This is a genomic window from Flavobacterium sp. S87F.05.LMB.W.Kidney.N (genome assembly GCF_004366435.1).
In the GTDB taxonomy this organism is placed as follows: Bacteria; Bacteroidota; Bacteroidia; order Flavobacteriales; family Flavobacteriaceae; genus Flavobacterium.
Genome location: NZ_SODX01000001.1, coordinates 377,038 through 396,929, shown reverse-complemented (window position 1 = coordinate 396,929; position 19,892 = coordinate 377,038). Strand labels below are relative to the sequence as shown.

General features: G+C 33.0%; 21 protein-coding genes. 13 read left to right on the top strand and 8 right to left on the bottom strand.

Annotated elements, in window-relative coordinates; translation table 11 throughout:
- Positions 1–42: 42 nt before the first annotated feature.
- The 4 genes from EDB96_RS01785 to EDB96_RS01770 form a co-directional block, all read right to left on the bottom strand.
- Complete coding sequence (locus tag EDB96_RS01785; RefSeq protein ID WP_134138945.1) at positions 43–1,923, bottom strand: M1 family metallopeptidase; 1,881 nt, start codon at positions 1,921–1,923, stop codon at positions 43–45.
- A 64-nt stretch (positions 1,924–1,987) separates the two neighbouring features.
- A complete protein-coding gene (locus tag EDB96_RS01780) occupies positions 1,988–3,625 on the bottom strand; it encodes a S8 family peptidase (RefSeq protein ID WP_057115639.1) in 1,638 nt (545 codons plus the stop codon).
- 307 nt (positions 3,626–3,932) lie between these two features.
- Positions 3,933–4,790 (bottom strand): MBL fold metallo-hydrolase, encoded by an 858-nt coding sequence (locus tag EDB96_RS01775; RefSeq protein ID WP_134138943.1) that lies wholly within the window; start codon positions 4,788–4,790, stop codon positions 3,933–3,935.
- Between the two features lie 73 nt (positions 4,791–4,863).
- Entirely contained in the window at positions 4,864–5,778 is a 915-nt protein-coding gene (locus EDB96_RS01770; RefSeq protein WP_134138941.1) for a hypothetical protein, read from the bottom strand.
- Positions 5,779–6,112: 334 nt separating this feature from the next.
- Between EDB96_RS01770 and EDB96_RS01765 the strand changes: the two genes are divergently transcribed.
- From EDB96_RS01765 to sufD, 7 genes are all read left to right on the top strand, one after another.
- Positions 6,113–6,442 (top strand): HesB/IscA family protein, encoded by a 330-nt coding sequence (locus EDB96_RS01765; RefSeq protein ID WP_012023267.1) that lies wholly within the window; start codon positions 6,113–6,115, stop codon positions 6,440–6,442.
- 84 nt (positions 6,443–6,526) lie between these two features.
- Positions 6,527–7,975 (top strand): Fe-S cluster assembly protein SufB, encoded by a 1,449-nt coding sequence (gene sufB / locus EDB96_RS01760; protein ID WP_071635885.1) that lies wholly within the window; start codon positions 6,527–6,529, stop codon positions 7,973–7,975.
- A gap of 14 nt (positions 7,976–7,989) precedes the next feature.
- Entirely contained in the window at positions 7,990–8,196 is a 207-nt protein-coding gene (locus EDB96_RS01755; protein ID WP_134138939.1) for a DUF2683 family protein, read from the top strand.
- Positions 8,187–8,357, top strand: coding sequence for a type II toxin-antitoxin system YoeB family toxin (locus EDB96_RS21285; protein ID WP_208326177.1), 171 nt, complete (start codon positions 8,187–8,189; stop codon positions 8,355–8,357). The genes EDB96_RS01755 and EDB96_RS21285 overlap by 10 nt, the downstream gene beginning before the upstream one ends.
- Positions 8,358–8,523: 166 nt before the next feature.
- Positions 8,524–9,270, top strand: coding sequence for a Fe-S cluster assembly ATPase SufC (gene sufC, locus EDB96_RS01745; protein ID WP_029271512.1), 747 nt, complete (start codon positions 8,524–8,526; stop codon positions 9,268–9,270).
- A gap of 41 nt (positions 9,271–9,311) precedes the next feature.
- Complete coding sequence (locus tag EDB96_RS01740) at positions 9,312–9,680, top strand: four helix bundle protein (protein ID WP_134138937.1); 369 nt, start codon at positions 9,312–9,314, stop codon at positions 9,678–9,680.
- 117 nt (positions 9,681–9,797) lie between these two features.
- Positions 9,798–11,114 (top strand): Fe-S cluster assembly protein SufD, encoded by a 1,317-nt coding sequence (sufD, locus tag EDB96_RS01735; RefSeq protein WP_134138935.1) that lies wholly within the window; start codon positions 9,798–9,800, stop codon positions 11,112–11,114.
- Between the two features lie 96 nt (positions 11,115–11,210).
- On the opposite strand, the gene EDB96_RS01730 is transcribed toward sufD, so the two are convergent.
- Both EDB96_RS01730 and EDB96_RS01725 read right to left on the bottom strand, forming a co-directional pair.
- Complete coding sequence (locus tag EDB96_RS01730) at positions 11,211–11,696, bottom strand: hypothetical protein (RefSeq protein WP_134138933.1); 486 nt, start codon at positions 11,694–11,696, stop codon at positions 11,211–11,213.
- Between the two features lie 3 nt (positions 11,697–11,699).
- Positions 11,700–13,049 carry a serine hydrolase domain-containing protein gene (locus tag EDB96_RS01725; protein WP_134138931.1) on the bottom strand — a complete coding sequence of 450 codons (1,350 nt, stop codon included), beginning with the start codon at positions 13,047–13,049 and terminating at the stop codon, positions 11,700–11,702.
- 218 nt (positions 13,050–13,267) lie between these two features.
- Between EDB96_RS01725 and EDB96_RS01720 the strand changes: the two genes are divergently transcribed.
- The 6 genes from EDB96_RS01720 (at position 13,268) to EDB96_RS01695 (ending at position 17,383) form a co-directional block, all read left to right on the top strand.
- Positions 13,268–14,482 carry an aminotransferase class V-fold PLP-dependent enzyme gene (locus EDB96_RS01720; protein ID WP_134138929.1) on the top strand — a complete coding sequence of 405 codons (1,215 nt, stop codon included), beginning with the start codon at positions 13,268–13,270 and terminating at the stop codon, positions 14,480–14,482.
- A gap of 14 nt (positions 14,483–14,496) precedes the next feature.
- On the top strand, positions 14,497–14,922 hold the full coding sequence (locus EDB96_RS01715; RefSeq protein ID WP_134138927.1) for a hypothetical protein: 426 nt from the start codon (positions 14,497–14,499) through the stop codon (positions 14,920–14,922).
- A gap of 2 nt (positions 14,923–14,924) precedes the next feature.
- Positions 14,925–15,350: a SufE family protein gene (locus tag EDB96_RS01710; protein WP_057115618.1), complete on the top strand. Its 426-nt coding sequence runs from the start codon at positions 14,925–14,927 to the stop codon at positions 15,348–15,350.
- 86 nt (positions 15,351–15,436) lie between these two features.
- Positions 15,437–15,760, top strand: a complete 324-nt coding sequence (locus EDB96_RS01705) for an SUF system Fe-S cluster assembly protein (RefSeq protein ID WP_134138925.1) — start codon at positions 15,437–15,439, stop codon at positions 15,758–15,760.
- 85 nt (positions 15,761–15,845) lie between these two features.
- Positions 15,846–16,355, top strand: a complete 510-nt coding sequence (locus EDB96_RS01700) for a DUF2480 family protein (protein WP_057115616.1) — start codon at positions 15,846–15,848, stop codon at positions 16,353–16,355.
- A 77-nt stretch (positions 16,356–16,432) separates the two neighbouring features.
- Positions 16,433–17,383, top strand: coding sequence for a DUF3078 domain-containing protein (locus EDB96_RS01695; protein WP_134138923.1), 951 nt, complete (start codon positions 16,433–16,435; stop codon positions 17,381–17,383).
- A 166-nt stretch (positions 17,384–17,549) separates the two neighbouring features.
- Here EDB96_RS01695 and hflX read toward each other — a convergent pair whose 3' ends face one another.
- Together hflX and EDB96_RS01685 are read right to left on the bottom strand one after the other, a co-directional pair.
- Complete coding sequence (gene hflX / locus EDB96_RS01690) at positions 17,550–18,788, bottom strand: GTPase HflX (RefSeq protein WP_057115612.1); 1,239 nt, start codon at positions 18,786–18,788, stop codon at positions 17,550–17,552.
- Between the two features lie 170 nt (positions 18,789–18,958).
- Complete coding sequence (locus tag EDB96_RS01685; RefSeq protein WP_057115609.1) at positions 18,959–19,819, bottom strand: hypothetical protein; 861 nt, start codon at positions 19,817–19,819, stop codon at positions 18,959–18,961.
- Positions 19,820–19,892: the final 73 nt, after the last annotated feature.

The window sequence follows — 19,892 nt, the reverse complement described above, 5'->3', positions numbered from 1 at the left end:
TTATTAATTTAAACGGGACTTTTTTTATTCTTTAAATGAAGATTATTTCACGTCAAAAACATTGTTTGCAGCTTTTACATCAGCCATTAATCCGCTTGGGTCAATAGTGATTTTTTTGATTGCAGTTTTGTTTTTATCGATTGTAAAACTATAGTTTTGCTGTGCCCAAGCCCAGTCTTCTAAAACAGTTCTTTTTTGATTTGGATTTGGATTCGGTTTAATAAAATTCATCATTCTTAACGGAATGTAGAAGTTCTCAGAGGTTCCGTCAGTATAATCTACTTTTAAGTCGATTGGCATTGGCATTCTTCCAATTCTCTCCAAAGTTACAGTTGTTTTTCCTGCATTATCAGCAACGTCTTTAATTCCGTAATCAATCGTATTTAATGTTTGCGTCCAATCTGTTAAATACCAATCTAGCTCAGCTCCAGAAACTCTTTCTGCTGTTCTTTTGATGTCATTTGGAGTTGGATGTTTGAATTTAAAATCGTTGAAATATCTTTTTAAAGTAGCATCAACATTTTCTTTTCCAATTACATATTCTAATTGAGAAAGAAAAATACTTCCTTTTACGTAAGAAGAAATACTGTAAGGACGATTTTCGTCATAGCGATCTCCGTGTGTACTTTGCGGCTGTTCTTTTCCAGAATTTACTAAACTGTAATAAGCAGCATAATTCCCTTTAAATGGATTTACTTCTTTTTTATCTCCCTTTAATTCGTTCAAAGCACTGTCTTCAATGTAAGTTGTAAAACCTTCATCCATCCAAGGATGTTTGGATTCGTTTGAAGCTAAAATATGCTGAAACCAAGAGTGTCCTAATTCGTGTGTTGCAGTCCCAAGAATTCCTTCCAGTTTTCCGTTTCCTAGCATTAAGGTACACATTGCATACTCCATTCCACCGTCTCCACCTTGAATAAATGAATATTGTTTGTACGGATAAGCTCCAACTCTTTGGTTGTAATAATCCATTACTTTTACCATTAATGGCTCTAATTGTTTCCAGTTTTCTGCCACTTTTGGAGTGTTTTTATAGAAAAAATGCAAATCAACATCGTTTGGTCCTTTTACAATATCATGTGCATATTCTTTGTCTGCTGCCCATGTAAAATCGTGAACATTTGGAGCTATAAAATGCCACGTTAACGTTTTTGCTTTTTTAGGATAAGTAACTGTCACACCAGCATCTTCGTAACCGTGTCCAATCGAATTTTTGTCTTGTAAATATCCAGAACCTCCAATTGTGTATTCCTTATCTATTGTAATTTTTACATCAAAATTTCCCCAAACACCGTGAAATTCTCTCGCGATATAAGGATCTGCGTGCCAGCCTTCGAAATCAAATTCTGCTAATTTTGGATACCATTGTGACATCGAAAGTTCAATTCCCTCCGAATTATTTCTTCCCGAACGACGAATTTGCACTGGAACTTGTCCGTCAAAATCTAATGTGAAAGTAGTTTTTGAATTTGGTAAAATTGGTTTAGCCAAAGTAACTTCTAGAATAGTTCCTGAAACTCTTGTTTGAGCTGCAGTACCATCCTGCTTAAAATTTGTGATTTTTAAAAATCCAATTTCATTTGGTTTTAAAGTTTCAATTCGGCTTTGTTTTACATCTTTTCCGTCTGCACCTTTTACTTTATTTACCATTCTTCCGTCTGGATCTTTGATAAAATGGAGACGCGCATCCATTTCACTTCCTGGCTGAAAAGCATTTGGAAACAAATGATAGAATACTTTTCTTAAAGTATCAGGAGAATTATTGGTGTAAACCAATTCTTGTTTTCCTTTATACTGATAGTTTTTTACATCCATTGAAACCTCCATTTTGTAATCGGCGTGTTGCTGCCAATATGAGGTGTTTTGAGCAAAAGCTGTGTTTAATCCAAAGCTCAGGAAAGAAAGTAAAATAATTTTTCGCATGTTTATATGTAATAGAAAATGGAAGAGCGCGAACTCTTCCATTAGATTAATAGTGTGTTATTCTTTATTTTTTAGACATCTTCTCTGCCATTAATAAAGCGTTGTAAGCATTTACCATTTTTGCAGTTTTTGATGATTCTGCAGAAGAAACCGCTACTGGTTTTTCATTTGGATTTGGATTTTCTCCCAAAATAACTTTAGAAGGAAGTGCAACTCCAGAGTCCATCAAAATCTTCTTAACTTGGGCAGCTTTTAATTTTGGGTAGTAAGAACGAATTAAAGCCGCAACACCCGCTGCATTTGGAGATGCCATCGAAGTTCCTTGTAAATATTTGTATTTATTGTTTGGAACTGTTGCGTAGATTTCTTCACCTGGAGCAAAAACGTCAACATTAATTTTTCCGAAGTTAGAAAATGGTGCAACAACCGTTTCTCCGTATTCTTTATTAATTGCTCCAATTGTGATTACATTATCAGCAAATTCTTTTACGTTGTCTTCAGAATCATTTGGATAATTGATGTTTTTTGTCTCATCAATATTATATCCGTCGTTTCCTGCAGCATGTACAATTAAAACGTCTTTTTTAGCTGCATATTTAATAGCATCGTAAACCCATTGTTTGTGTGGAGAAAAGCTTTTTCCGAAACTTCCGTTAATTACTTTTGCACCATTATCTACTGCATAACGAATTGCTAAAGCGATATCTTTATCATACTCATCACCGTCTGGCACAGCTCTCACAGTTAAAATCTCAACGTTTGGCGAAGCAACTCCGTCTCCTCCTAAATTGTTTCCACGGATTTGTGCAATGATTCCAGCAACGTGAGTTCCGTGAAGTGCTTTTTCTTTATCTGGACCAAAAACAACATTATTTCCATAATGATTGTCTTTAATATCTTCTGGATTATCGCCTACGACTTTTCTTCCGTCAAATTCTTTATTTAAATTATAATTCAATTGATCGTAAACTTGCTCTTTATATTCTCCAAAATCAGCTTCTGGGTTAAAAGTTGGACCAGCATTTGTAAAAATTTGAGTCATTATTGCTTTTGCTCTAGCAACTTTTGAATCTGTTGACGTAATAGATGCTAAATCCTCAACTTTATAATCTGTTTTATTTAGTTCTTTTTTGATAGTATTATGAATATCTAATAAAAAATCAACTTGTTCTTTATCTTTTAGAGCTTTTTCGTATTTCTCGTTGTATTGGGCTAAAGCTTCTTTGTATTGAGCAGAACCATCGTCTCCTTTTTTGACAATACGTGTCATTTCAAGATTTTCATTAACAGCATTTCCAAGGAAATTCCATCCGTGAACATCATCAATAAATCCGTTTTTATCATCATCGATTCCGTTTCCAGGAATTTCTTTTGCATTAGTCCAGATCATTCCCTGCAGATCTTCATGTTCGATATCTACACCAGAGTCTACAATACCAACAATAACTTTATTGCCTTTTTTACCTTGAAGCAATTCAGTTAAAGCTCTATCAACACTCATTCCTGGGATAGAATCTTTTACTAAATCAAGATGACTCCATCTTTTTAGTTCGTTTTCACTAACTGGTGCTTTTTTAACAACTGCTAAAGGAGCAACAATTGGTTGTTTTGGCACTGATTTTTGCGCTTGCAAACTTGCACTGCATCCTGCTAAAACAAGTAATGCAAAAGCAGATAATTTAAGAGGTTTTATATGACTCATGTATCTATTATATAAGTAAAGTTAAAAGATGGGTCTAAATTATGCTTTTTTGTTACAAAAAACTAACTGTTAACAATGTGTTATGAAATTTTAATTAAAATTTACCATCATGAAAATTAGCATAAACAATTAAAATTCAAATCATTGTAAAGCATCTACATATTAAAAACTCTATATTAAAAAAAGAATAACGTGAATAATTGTCCACTTATCAAAAAAGCTTACAACTATATTAAATGATTTAGAGAATCATATTTAAAAAAATGAATGAATATAAAACGTAATCTATTAGTAAATAAACCTCCGCTTAAAAAATCTCCTCGCAGGTAAAAACCTCTTTTAATCGAACTCCTTTTTCGGTATGTTCGACCGTTATAATTTGATTATGAGCATCGTGCTCTAAAAATAAATAATGATTTTGGTCTGCTGCCAAATTCAAGAATTTTGATTTTTCAGGCATTGTTAGCAAAGGTCTTGTATCGTAGCCCATAACATAAGGAAGTGGAATGTGTCCGGCAGTCGCTAATAAATCGGCACAAAAAACGATTGTTTTATCTTGGTATTTGATATAAGGAATCATTTGTTTTTCGGTGTGACCGTCTACGTAGAAAATTTCAAAGCCCATTTCTTTTGAAAATCCAAAATCGGTTTCTCGTCTTTCGATGAAATTCAATTGTCCGCTCTCCTGCATTGGTAGAATATTTTCAGATAAAAAAGACGCTTTTTCTCTTGGATTTGGTTTTGTAGCCCACTCCCAATGATTTTCATTTGTCCAGAATTTTGCATTTTTAAAAGCTGGTTCATATCCAGTTTTATCCGAATTCCACTGAACGCTTCCGCCGCAATGATCAAAATGAAGATGTGTCATAAAAACATCTGTAATATCATCTCGGTTAAAACCGTATTTTGCTAAGGATTTATCTATAGAATGCGAACCCCAAAGTGAGTAATAGCCAAAAAACTTTTCCGATTGCTTATCGCCCATTCCTGTATCAATTAAAATCAAACGATTTCCGTCTTCGATCAATAAACAGCGTGCGGCAATATCAATGAGATTATTAGAGTCAGCAGCATTTGTTTTGTTCCATATTGTCTTTGGAACAACACCAAACATAGCACCGCCATCTAATTTAAAATTTCCAGATTCGATTGGGTAAAGTTTCATGAGTTTGATTTTGTAAAAGAACAAAGCTAGCAAATACAAAATCCTTTTACTACAATTTATTTTTAAAAAACGCTTATTCTAAGGTAATCGAAGCGCTTCCCATTATTTCCTGCTTGTCGAAGAAATTGACAAAATAGGTTCCTTTTTTAAACTGGTCATTTAGAATTCCATACACATTTACCGATTTACCCTGAAAATCTGTGCTCACAATAAAACTATATACCAGAGCTTTATCATTTCCAAATTCAATCAATTTATTATCACCCAAAACATTATTCTTCTGGTCGAGTACTTGAATGTAAAAGATTCTTTTTCCTGTTTTTGCAACAGCATTTCCATTAACAGCAAAAATAGCTTTAAGTTTTTTTGTGCTTTTTGCCTTTGTAGTTTCCAGTTCTGCTCCCGAGCTTTTTTCGCGCAGAGCAATTACTTTAAAATTGCTTAGAGAAAGTTTTGATGCATCTTTTAAGGTAGACTCTAATTTCTTTTGTTTAGAAATAAGTGTATCATTTTCTGCTTTTTGGTTGTACATTACAACATTCTGACTTTCAATTTCTGTCAATAAATTTTTATTCTGAGATTTCAATTTCTTAATTTCTAACACTTTTCCTTCTAAAGAAAAATTCAAATCTGAAAGTTGATTTCTAAATATTTTAATTTGAGCAGCAGATGGATTTTGAGAAGCCTTAATGATTTCCATTAAATTCTCAACATTCTTACGCTCTAGCTCCAACTCTTGAGATAGCGCCGTTTTTTCTAAAATTGCAATATCGTACGCAGCCTTGAGTGTATTTAGAGAATCTAAAATATTTTTTTGTTCTGTGTTTTCTGTATTAACAAATGGAATTTTGGAAGTACTTTCTTTTTTAACCTTATTTTCATTTTTATCAGACTCATTGCTAAAAACTAGTACTGCAGCACCTACTCCAAAAACAAAAAATACTGCAAAAAAGATTTTTACCCAATTATTTTTCTGTTGTTTTTTCATAATTACTCACAATTTATTGCAAAAGTACCAATAAAGCATGGGTTGTAATTGAGTATAAATACTTGTTTTTTAACATTTATAGGCAATAAATTCAATTTAAAATCGTAAAATTAATTTATTCGAATTATTAGCCTCTTTTTTCAGGTTGATTTTATCAAAATAACTAATATCTATTTTCTCATTTGTTATAATAATGTGAACCGTTATGGAAAAAGGTTTTTAAGTCGTATCTTTGCAGATAATTTCTATTTAACATTGAAAATTAGCGCTTTAAATCTGTACTAAATTAATTACAGACAAGAAATGCTTATTAAAAAACAAACATCTAAGAACAATGATAAAAGTTTCTGATACTGCCAAAAAGAAAATCATCGACTTGATGACTGACGATGGTTTTGACGCCGCAAGCGACTACGTAAGAGTAGGCGTGAAAAGCGGTGGATGCTCTGGCTTGTCTTATGATTTAAAATTTGACAAAACCAAAGGAGAAGACGACAAAATATTCGTAGACAATGATATCCAAATTGCTGTTGAAAAAAAATCATTTCTATATTTAGCTGGAACAATTTTAGAATTTTCTGGCGGATTAAACGGAAAAGGATTTGTTTTCAATAATCCAAATGCAAGCAGAACTTGTGGCTGCGGAGAATCATTCTCTCTTTAGTCAAAGCTGAAAGTCGCAAGTCTTAAGGACTTAAAATGACTTTCGAACTTTAGACTTTAAAACTATTTAGACAATAAAAAAATAATGAGCAAATACACCGAAGACGATTTAAAAATCGAACTGGAAACAAAAGAATATGAGTACGGATTTTATACCAATATAGAATCTGAGACTTTCCCTATTGGCTTAAACGAAGAGATTGTTAGAGCTATTTCGCTTAAAAAAGAAGAACCTGAATGGATGACTGAATGGCGCATCGAGGCTTTCCGTGCTTGGAAAGAAATGATCGAGCCAGAATGGGCAAACGTAAATTACGAAAAACCAGACTTTCAGGCAATTTCTTATTATTCAGCTCCAAAACAAGTAGATCCTAATAAAACTTTGGATGATGTTGATCCAGAACTTTTAGAGATGTACAAAAAGTTAGGAATTTCTGTTGATGAACAAAAAATGATGAACAATGTCGCAATGGATATTGTAGTCGATTCTGTTTCTGTAGCAACAACTTTCAAGAAAACTTTGGCTGAAAAAGGAATTATTTTCTGTCCGATTTCTGAAGCTATTAAAGAACATCCTGAATTAGTAAAAAAATATTTAGGGACTGTTGTACCTCAAAAAGATAACTTCTATGCAGCATTAAACTCAGCGGTTTTCTCTGATGGAAGTTTCTGCTATATTCCAAAAGGCGTTCGTTGTCCAATGGAACTTTCTACTTACTTCAGAATCAATCAGGCAGGAACAGGACAATTCGAAAGAACCCTTGTTATTGCAGATGAAGGAAGTTATGTTTCATATCTTGAAGGATGTACAGCTCCAAGCCGTGATGAAAACCAATTACACGCTGCTGTAGTTGAATTAATTGCGTTGGATGATGCTGAAATTAAATATTCTACTGTTCAAAACTGGTTCCCTGGAAACAAAGAAGGAAAAGGCGGGGTTTACAACTTCGTAACCAAAAGAGGTTTATGCGAAACAAACGCTAAAATTTCTTGGACACAAGTTGAAACTGGTTCTGCTGTAACTTGGAAATATCCTTCTTGTGTACTTAAAGGAGATAACTCAGTAGGAGAATTTTATTCAATCGCCGTTACGAATAATTACCAACAAGCAGATACTGGAACTAAAATGATCCATTTAGGGAAAAATACTAAATCGACTATTATTTCTAAAGGTATTTCTGCTGGAAAATCACAAAACAGTTACCGTGGTTTAGTGCAAATCTCTCCAAGAGCAGAGAATGCAAGAAACTTTTCGCAGTGTGACTCATTGTTAATGGGTAACAATTGCGGTGCGCATACTTTCCCTTATATCGAAAGTAAAAATCCATCAGCAAAAATCGAGCACGAAGCAACTACAAGTAAAATTGGAGAAGATCAAGTTTTTTACTGCAACCAAAGAGGTATTCCAACTGAAAAAGCGATTGCCTTAATTGTAAACGGTTTCAGTAAAGATGTATTGAATAAGCTTCCTATGGAATTTGCTGTAGAAGCTCAAAAATTATTAGAGATTTCTTTAGAAGGATCTGTGGGATAATAAAACAAAGCGATATGGACATCATCTTAAAAAATGTAAAGAAAAAAGATTTCCCAGTCTTTCAATCACTGGCAAAATCTCTTGGTTTTGAAATTGTTCAAGAAAATGAAAAACCATATAATCCTGAATTTGTGCAAGAAATTTTACAGGGACAAAAAGATATAAAAGAAGGCAGAGGAATTAAAATGACAATGGAGGAATTAAAAGCTTTATGCAAATAATATTTACTCCAAAAGCTAAAAAAGATTTAGACTTTTGGGTCAAATCTGGAAATAAAAATATTCTCAAAAAAATAAATTCGCTAATCGAAGATATACAACTCCATCCTTTTGACGGAATTGGCAAACCCGAAGCTTTAAAGTATAGTTTAACGGGAGTATAGTCAAGACGAATTGATAGAGAACATCGATTAATCTATGAAATCATAGATGAGAACACAATTGAAATACTAAATATCCTTTCCCTGAAAGGACATTACGAATAAAAAATAAAAATGGCAATCTTGGAATTTCAAATTTTCCAAATTATCTAATATTCAAATAAAAAAGATGTTATCAATAAAAAACCTTCACGCCTCAATTGGTGATAAAGAAATCCTTAAAGGAATTAATATAGAAGTTAAAGCTGGAGAAGTTCACGCTATTATGGGACCAAACGGTTCTGGAAAAAGTACACTTTCTGCTGTTATTGCAGGAAACGAAAACTACGAAGTTACAGACGGGGAGGTAATTCTTGACGGAGAAGATCTTGCTGATTTAGCTCCTGAAGAAAGAGCTCACAAAGGAGTTTTTCTTTCTTTCCAATATCCGGTAGAAATTCCAGGAGTTAGTGTAACTAACTTTATGAAAACTGCTATCAACGAAACTCGTAAAGCAAACGGTCAGGAAGAAATGCCTGCAAATGAAATGTTGAAAGTAATTCGTGAGAAATCTGAATTATTAGAAATCGACCGTAAATTTTTATCTCGTTCTTTAAACGAAGGTTTTTCTGGAGGAGAGAAAAAAAGAAACGAAATTTTTCAAATGGCAATGTTAGAGCCAAAATTAGCCATCCTTGACGAAACCGATTCTGGTCTTGATATCGATGCTTTAAGAATCGTTGCAAACGGAGTTAACAAATTGAAAAGCGACAAAAACGCAATTATCGTTATTACTCACTACCAACGTTTGTTAGACTATATCGTTCCAGATTTCGTTCACGTTCTTTACAACGGAAGAATTGTAAAATCTGGAGGAAAAGAATTGGCTTACGAACTGGAAGAAAAAGGATACGACTGGATTAAAGCGGAGAATTAATATAGTCTGAAAGTCGAAAGTCAAAAGTCGAAAGTAGAGCAATGAGTAAATTTAAATCTTTTGAAGAAATAAATTCTTGGCAAAAATCTCGAATCTTCAATAAGAAAATATATTTGATTACTGAAAATTCTAATTTTAAAAAAGACTTTGATTTTGTTAGACAAATAAGACGTGCATCCCTTTCTATATCATCAAACATAGCAGAGGGTTTTGAGAGAAATACAGATAAAGAATTTGTTTATTTTTTATATGTAGCCAAAGCATCCGCAGGAGAAGTCAGATCTCAATTATATTTAGCTTTTGATTTAGAATATATTATAAAAGAAGAATTTGAAATGCTTTTAGAATCGATAACAGAAATATCGAAGTTGCTAAGTGGTTTCATAAAATATTTGAGTCAAAAGTCATAAAGTCAAAAGTTATACAGTCTGTTTAGACTCAACTTAGTTTATGATTTTTTCACAAAAATAGTCGACAATCTAAAGTCTTTCGACTTTCGGCTTTCGACTTTAAGACTAAAAAGAACAATGGATTTAAAAGAAAAATTAGTATCGTCTTTTATGGCTTTTGAAGAGCGTGTCGATGTACATTCAGATTTACACGACATACGCACAAATGCTTTAAAAAACTTCGAAAATAAAGGTTTCCCAACCAAAAAAGAAGAAGCTTGGAAATATACATCGCTAAATGCCATCTTAAAAAATGACTTTACGGTTTTTCCTAAGCAGGAAAATGCAATCGAATTTAATCAGGTAAAAAAATACTTTTTACACGAAATTGACACTTATAAATTAGTGTTTATTGATGGTGTTTTTAGTTCACATTTATCTTCTACAACTCACGACGGAATCGATGTTTGTTTGATGTCATCGGCATTGACCAAACCAAAATACAAAATGGTTATTGATACTTACTTCAATAAAATAGCAAGTAAAGATGACAGCTTAACTTCATTGAATACAGCTTTTGCAATTGAAGGTGCTTTTATCAATATTCCACAGAAAAAAGTAGCTGACAAACCAATTGAAATTATGTATTTCTCAACAGGAAATGAAGCTGCGTTAATGGTTCAGCCAAGAAATTTGGTTATTGTGGGTGAAAATTCACATGTACAAATTATCGAGCGTCACCAAAGTTTGAATGAAAATCCAGTTTTAACAAACTCTGTTACAGAGATTTTTGCTCAAAAACGTGCAATTGTGGATTATTACAAAATTCAAAACGACAATAGCGAAGCTAACTTAGTTGACAACACTTATGTTTCTCAGCAACAAGAAAGCCATGCTTCTGTTCATACATTTTCATTTGGTGGAAATTTAACTCGTAACAACTTAAACTTTTACCATTTTGGAGAAAGATTGACAAGTACGCTTAACGGAATTTCTATCTTAAATGACAAACAACACGTTGACCATTATACTTTGGTAAACCACGCAACTCCAAACTGCGAAAGTTTCCAAGATTATAAAGGAATTTTCTCTGATCGCTCAACAGGAGTTTTTAACGGAAAAGTTTTGGTAGAAAAAGAAGCTCAAAAAACAAATGCTTTCCAAAAAAGCAACAACATTTTATTGAGTGACAAAGCTACTATCAACGCAAAACCACAATTAGAGATTTTTGCAGATGACGTAAAATGTTCTCACGGTTGTACCGTTGGACAGCTTGATGAAACAGCAATGTTCTACATGCAGTCTCGTGGTATCCCGAAAAAAGAAGCAAAAGCTTTATTGATGTACGCATTCTCAAATGCCGTTATCGAAAGCATCAAAATACCAGAATTAAAACAAAGAATTACTAAAATCATTGCCATGAAATTAGGCGTGAATTTAGGATTTGATTTGTAGTCAGGTTTACCGCAAAGACACAAAGGTTACGCAAAGTTCGCAAAGGTTTATTACAAAACTTTGCGAACTTTGCGCTTTTTGCTTGCGCCTTTGCGGTTAATTATCTTCAATGCTTAAAATTTCTCCTCTCGCAACTAAATTAGGACCTTCATGAATCCACCAGATTTGTCCTTTGTTAAGATACTTTTCAATTGGCTGATTAAGTAAAAATCTCACTATAACTATTTTTTCTTCTCCCGGCTCAATGGTCACTTGATTTTCAAAAATAATATCTCCCATAAAAGTTTTATTTATTTTTCCATCCTTTTCATACTCAAAAACATGATTAGGTCTATAACCGCTCATAATTCCTGTGCGCCTTCCGCCTTCATCATTTCGTTTAAGCCTGATCTTAGCTTTAACAGAAACTAATTTATTTGAATTTTCATAATGCAAATCTTTATAACTCATTAGCGTGTATTTGTCATAAGCCATTATATCAAATATTTTAGAGTTTCCAGTACTTAACCAACGTTTGTATATTAGAACTCCATTCATATATAAATAAAGCTCATCATTTTCTATTCTTTTTAAAATTGCCATTTATTATTTCTTCACACTCTCAATTATCCCCTTCAAAAACCCATTAAAGTCAAAACTTTTATCACCTTCTCTCACTCCCATTCTCACAATTACCATATCCAGAGACGGAATAATCGCTACCATCTGGCCTTGATAACCACTGCAGTAAAACATATCACGAGGAACATCAGGGAACTTCCCTCCTGCGTTTAGCCAAAATTGCGCACCGTATTTTCCCTCAGAAGTATTCGTTGGAGTTGCAGTATATTTTACCCAGCTTTCGTCAAGGATTTGTTCGCCGTTCCAGTTTCCTTTTCTTAGATATAACAATCCAAATTTAGACCAGTCGCGCGGCGTTGCCCATCCGTAAGACGAACCAACAAAAGTTCCTGACATATCCTGTTCCACAATCATCGAGTTCATTCCTATTTTGTCGATTACGGCACTGTACCAAAAATCAAGATATTCTTGCTGTGTTTTAAATTGTCTTCTTAAAATCAGGGATAATAAATTGGTTGTTCCAGAAGAATAATTCCAATGTGTATTGGGTTTAAATTGAGCTGGTTTATCCAACTGCACTTTCCCCATATCTTCAGCCTGAAAAAGCATTTTTGTGGCATCGCAGATTGTACTGTAATTCTCTTCCCATTCTAAACCAGAATTCATGTGAAGCAAATCGTTAAGCGTAATATTTTTGCGTTCGTCATTTTGCCATTCTTTAACTGGTGCCGGTTTGTAAATATCGATTTTTCCTTGTTTTGCCAAAACACCAAAAGCCGAACTTGTGATACTTTTTGTCATCGACCAGCCTAAAATTTTACTGTCTTTATTAAAACCTTTATCGTATTTCTCGGCAATTAATTTGTCTTTATATAAAACTACAACGGCGCGGGTTCTTTTTGTTCCGCCACTAGGTTTATCAAAAGCATTATCAACCGCTTTTTTTAATTTGGAATAATCAATATTCGAAAATGCGGTATCTTTTGGCTCCTTATTACCGTAAGGAAAAGGAAGATTATTAACCAATTTGGTTCTCTTTGGCAGCAGATACGGTTTCGAAACATCAAAATCATCATTAATCAAAACAGCACCTAAACCTTCTCTGTAAATCGCTTTTCTTTCTTTTAAACCATAAACATTTGAAGTTGCAAATTTTCCTGCATCATCAATTGCATTCGTTGCCAAATCAATCATGTCGATATCATTGTCGGTTTTTTCAATTAATTCTTTCGAACGATTATCTATAAAATGTCCTGATGCAATACTCTTGGCAGAAAATCCAGAAATCAAATCCAGTTTAGGGTAAGTTGTAAATCCGAAATATAAAAAAGCCAGAACAACTACAAGCAGAAGTACTTTGAGAAATTTTTTCATTGATACGTTATTTTTTATTGCAATATAAATAATTTATGTTCACGTTTTTAGGACTCAAATTATAAATCTGATTCAGATAATTCAGAAAAGTCAACCGATTTTTACAGAATCAGCATTTACGCCTTGTAACAATGATACCATAAAAGGAAATTATAGAATTCCTGTATAAACAAATTTAGTTTTAGTACTTTTGTAAATAGATTTTTTCTAAATAAGACATGCTAGATATTCAAAAAATAAGAGCTGATTTTCCAATTCTTAACCAAAAAGTTAACGGAAAACCTTTAGTATATTTCGACAACGGAGCTACTTCTCAGAAACCACAAGTTGTGATCGATGCGGAAGTAAAATATTATCAAGAAATTAACGCCAATATTCACCGTGGCGTTCACACTTTAAGCCAGTTAGCTACTGACGCTTACGAGATTTCTCGTGGCAAAGTAAAAGAACATATAAACGCAAAACATGCTCATGAAGTACTTTTTACTTCGGGAACAACTCATGGTATTAATTTAGTAACCAATGGTTTTGCTTCAATTTTAAAACCAGGTGACGAAGTAATTGTTTCGTCATTGGAACATCACAGTAATATTGTGCCTTGGCAGATGTTGTGTGAAAAAACAGGTGCGGTTTTAAAAGTAATTCCAATTAATGAAAACGGAGAATTAATTCTAGAAGAGTTTGATGCTTTGCTTTCGGAAAAAACAAAGGTGGTTACACTTAACCATATTTCAAATGCACTTGGAATCATTAATCCGATAAAATATATAATTGATAAAGCGCACTCTGTTGGTGCCGCTGTTTTAATTGACGGTGCTCAGGCAGTTCCTCATTTAAAACCAAATGTTCAAGAATTGGATTGCGATTTCTATGCTTTTTCAGGGCATAAAATGTGCGGTCCAACCGGAACTGGAATTTTATACGGAAAAGAAGAATGGTTAAACAAACTTCCTCCTTATCAAGGCGGCGGCGAAATGATCAAAGAAGTTACTTTCGAGAAAACTACTTACGCAGATTTGCCTCATAAATTTGAAGCAGGTACACCAAATATTGCCGGCGGAATTGTTCTTGGAACTGCAATTGATTATTTGAATACTATTGGTTTCGAAAATATTCAAGAGTACGAACACGAACTTTTGGAATACGCCACAAAACGTTTATCTGAAATTGAAGGTTTAAGAATCTACGGAACGGGGAAAAATAAAGCATCTGTAGTTTCGTTTAATATTGATGGAATTCATCCGTATGATATTGGTTCTATTATAGATAAATTAGGAATTGCCGTAAGAACTGGACATCATTGTGCACAGCCAATTATGAGTTTCTTCTGTATTCCTGGAACAATTCGTGCTTCTTTCTCTTTTTATAATACTAAAGAAGAAATTGATTTAATGGTTGATGCCGTTAAAAAAGCACAAACAATGCTAAGCTAAAAAAAACTATTTTTATGAGAATATTGTCTTTATTGCTTTTAACGCTTTTTATTGCAACTGGATGCTGCAGTCAAAAAAAAACAGATATGACTTCAACACAAATTGAATATTCTGCGCACTCAAGAGGTTATTACAAAACTATCGTAACACAAAACAAATCGGTTTTGGTTACTACAGCACGTAATGCTGAACCTGTGCAAATTAATATTGATGATGCAAAATGGAACGAAATTGTTACTGCATTTTCTAAAGTTAATTTAGACAATCTTTCCTCTTTAAAAGCTCCAACTGACAAACGTACATACGATGGTGCTGCTATAGGAAATTTAAAAATAACAAAAGATGGAAAAATCTATGAAACACAAGGTTTCGACAATGGTTTTCCTCCAAAAGAAATCGAAAAACTAGTAAATTTATTAGTTGATTTTGTTAAAGAATAATTATGACAATAAAAGAAATACAAAACGAAATAATAGATGAATTCTCAATGTTCGACGACTGGATGCAGCGTTATGAATACATCATCGAGCTCGGAAAAACGCTTCCGCTGATTAAAGAAGAATATAAAACCGATGAGAATTTAATTAAAGGATGCCAGTCAAAAGTTTGGTTACAAGGTGAAGAACAAGACGATAAAATTGTTTTCACGGCAGACAGCGACGCTATTTTGACTAAAGGAATAATTGCAATTTTAATTCGTGCTTTCTCTAATCAAAAAGCAAAAGACATTCTAGAAGCTGATGTAGATTTTATTGATGAAATAGGTCTAAAAGAGCATTTATCAGCAACACGTGCTAACGGTTTGGTTTCGATGATTAAAAACATCAAAATGTATGCTTTAGCATTTGATTCAAAAAACAAAAATTAAATTTCTTCTGCCACGAATTTCACGAATTAACACAAATTTTAATTCGGGAAATTTGTAAAATTCGTGGCAAAAAACAAATAAAAACAATGGAACAAGAAATAGACACAAACGAATTAGGAGAATCAATCGTAAAAATTTTAAAAGGAATTTACGATCCTGAGATCCCTGTTGATATTTACGAGTTAGGATTAATTTATGACGTAATGGTAAATACAGATTACGAAGTAAAAATCCTAATGACTCTTACATCTCCAAACTGCCCAGTTGCAGAAAGTTTACCACGCGAAGTTGAAGAGAAAGTAAAAACAATCGAGCACATTAAAGATGTTGAAGTAGAAATTACTTTTGATCCACCTTGGAGTAAAGATTTAATGAGCGAAGAAGCGAAATTAGAATTAGGAATGCTTTAAAAATATTTGTTTCAGGTTTCAGGTTTAAAGTTTCAGGTTACTCAACTTGGAACTTGAAACCTCAAACTTGAAACTAACTTTTCACATGGAAGAAATTATCAATAAAGTTGCCAATAGTGCTTTAGAAGTTTTTGATTTAGAGGATTATTATCCAAAAGGAATGCGTGTGCAAATTGACATTTCGCAATGGCTTTTGGAAGGATTTTTATTGAAAGAAAAAGACTTTAGAGAGCACCTGAAAAATCATGATTGGTCGCAATATCAGGATCAATATGTTGCTGTACATTGCAGTACAGATGCTATTATTCCGGCTTGGGCATTAATTTTAGTGAGTGTTCATTTAGCTCCGTATGCCAAAAAAGTAGTTAACGGAACAATCGAAGATCTTGATGCAAGTCTTTACGAAGAGATTTTAAGTAAAATTGATTATTCTGTTTACAAAAGCAAACCCGTAATTGTAAAAGGCTGTTCTAGAAAACCCGTTCCTATGCGTGCTTATATTTTAGCTGCAAATTATTTACAGCCATTTGCTCGCAGCATAATGTATGGCGAAGCATGCTCTGCAGTACCTTTATACAAAGAATCTAAGAAATAACCTGCAATTACAAGCGATAATTATCTAGTTTCAATTGGTTTTTAGTATATTTGATAATACACTTAAACTAAACAACCATGAGAAAGCTGGCGTTATTACTATGCATTTTAGCGAACTTTGCTATTGTTCAGGCACAAAATTCAGAAAAAGAATTAATTCAGAATACCGAAAAAGCAGTAAAAAAAATTAATGATACTATTGAAGGAGAAGGCTGGAAAGCAAAAGGAACAGTATCTCTTTTGTTAAACCAATCAAGCTTCAACAACTGGATCGCTGGTGGTGAAGATAGTTTTTCTGGAACTTTAGGAATAAACTATGACTTTAATTATAAAAAAGACGATGTAACCTGGGATAATAAAATCCTTGCTTCTTACGGACTTTTACAAACTAAAAATACCGACTTCGGAAAAAAAACCGATGACCGATTAGAGTTTAATTCAATTGTAGGGAAAAGAGCTTTTGGCGAGTGGTACTACTCTTTCTTTTTAAACTTTAGAACGCAATTTACAACGGGTTATATTTACGGTCAGGATGCTAACGGAAAAGAGATTAGAACTGAACAGACTAAATTCATGTCTCCTGGATATCTTACTACTGGTCCTGGTATTTATTGGACAAAAGATGATAATCTTAAAATAAATTTTGCTCCTCTTACTTCAAAATTCACTTTTGTAGACAATGCTTATACAAGCGGAATTGACAGATTTACAGGTTTGCCTTATGTAGATGGTGATTATTTTGGAGTTGACGAAGGCAAAACGATGCGTTACGAACTCGGTTTTTATGCTTCAGTTTATTATAAATTGGCGATTATGACCAATGTAACTGCAGAAAACACATTGAATTTATACTCTAATTATTTAGAAGATCCTCAAAATGTTGATATCAATTACTCTTTGAATATCATAATGAAAATAAATAAATTCTTATCTGCTAACTTAGCATTCCAAGCAATTTACGATGATAACGCTTTTGAAGGTCTCCAAACTCGAGAAGTATTTGGTTTAGGAGTTAACTTCGGATTTTAATCTATAAAGTCCTTATTATATTTTACCGCAAAGAGGCAAAGTTTTTTCAAATCTCAATTTTATAAAATAAAAATTCGCAAAGCTGGATGTTATTTAGCTTTGCGAACTTTGTTTTTTATGGTACTATAATATAAAAATCTTAGCGCTCTTTGCGGTAAAAAAATTATTATTCTTCATTTTCTTCTTCCTTCTCAATCGCATCCTTATAATCTGGATACAAAAATTTATTATAAGGAAAACGAGTAATATGAATTTGTCGAACAGCTTCATAAACCGTTTCTCTAAATTCTTCAAAGTTTTCTTTTTCTCTTGCTGAGATAAATAAAGCTTTGCCTTCTCCTACATCATTCATCCAAGTTTGTTTCCATTCTTCGAGTGTATAATGTTTGCGGGTTCTTTCGGTAATTAAATCATCTTCTTCAATAGTGAGATGACGGTAAGCATCGATTTTATTGAAAACCATGATCGTTGGCTTATCATTACTTTTAATTTCCTGCAACGTTTTGTTTACAGATTCTATATGATCCTCAAAATCAGGATGTGAAATATCTACAACATGCAAAAGCAAATCTGCTTCACGAACCTCATCTAGTGTACTTTTAAAAGAATCAACCAATTGTGTTGGTAGTTTTCGAATAAAACCAACGGTATCTGAAAGCAAAAATGGTAAGTTTTTAATCACCACTTTTCGAACTGTAGTGTCCAAAGTTGCAAACAATTTGTTCTCAACAAAAACATCACTTTTACCTATTGCATTCATCAAAGTCGATTTCCCAACGTTTGTGTAACCAACCAAAGCCACACGAACCATCGCACCGCGATTACTGCGCTGAATGCTCATTTGCTTGTCAATCGTTTTGATTTTATCTTTCAACAACGAAATTCTGTCACGCACAATACGTCTATCCGTTTCGATTTCTGTTTCACCGGGTCCACGCATACCAATACCCCCTTTTTGACGCTCAAGGTGTGTCCATAAACCAGAAAGTCTTGGAAGTAAGTACTGACATTGAGCCAATTCTACCTGAGTTCTTGCATATGAAGTTTCAGCTCGCTGCGCAAAAATATCCAGAATCAAATTGGTTCTATCCAGAATTTTACAATCAATAATTCTCGAAATATTTTTTTGCTGTGAAGGCGTTAATTCATCATCAAAAATTACTGTCGATATTTTGTTTTCTTTTACAAAAAGATTGATGTCATCAATTTTTCCCGTACCCACAAAAGTCTTGGGATTCGGACGTTCCATTTTCTGCGAAAAGCGTTTAATAACTTCACCTCCTGCGGTAAATGTCAAAAACTCTAATTCGTCCAAATATTCATTTAGTTTTTCTTCACTTTGATTTTGAGTAACAATTCCAACAATTACTGTTCTCTCAAAATTTATAACTTCTTTTTCTAACATAGTCTTGAATAAGTTGCAAATTTAATCATTTGTAAGCTACAATCAATTATACAATTTCGTTTTTAAATTTATATCTACAACTGCTTTTACAGCAAATTATAAAAAAATGGAATTCTGTTAAGCTTACCTCAACAAAATTCCATTTTGAATAATTTCTAAATTTGAAATATTTACTCGTAAATAAACGTTTTTTCTGTTTTTACAATTCCGTTTTCTTCAATTTGCGAACAAGAAATCGGAAAGTTTAGTTTGTTGTATTTGTATTTTCTGCTTACCGCTACTAAAGCTGTAGACGAAGGACTAAAATTCATTTCATTATTGTATGAAATCGATTCAAAGGCAAATTCGTCTTCATGGTAAGAAATCATTGGTACAATTACTTTGTAATTATCACCAAACAAGCTTTGAACAATTAATTGATCCACCGATTTTTTATCATCGTAAGTGTAGGTTTTAGAAATTTTATCTCCAACCAATCCTTTGTGTTTAGATACATTATCGTTTACATAAACGTATTCAAGTTTTCCAATAATTTGTTTATTTCTATCGCGTGAAGTACGTCTTACAATGATTCCGTTTTCAACAAGATATTCGATATCATCTACTAAATTCTGGTGATTCGTGCTCTTTTTTGTAGTAACTTTAATCCTTGCACCTTCATAAACAAATGAAACCACTTTAGTAATATAATTTGGTCCTTCTTGATATTTTTTGACAAACTTTGTAATATTGTTGTCAGCATCATAAGTATAATTTACGACTTCTTTCCAGTCGCTTCCAACCTTATCCTTAACAGTCATATCAAGCAAACCATTTTTGTTGTAAAAGAAATGCTGTACAACGTCTGAAGTTGTTACGGTTTGAAGTTTACCATCTTTAAAGACCATTGTTTTATTTACAATTTCACCGTCTTTAGAGTTTTGGTAATTTGTTTTAACAATATTGATCTGCTTCAATTTAACAGGAGCGTCCTGACTATGCAGTAAACATGGAAAAACCATCATCAAGATGGCAAGAAAGTAGGTTTTCATGAGGTATTTGTATTGATTTGGGATGACCAAAATACAAAATTCAATCAAATTTCAGGAATTTGAAATACGAAAA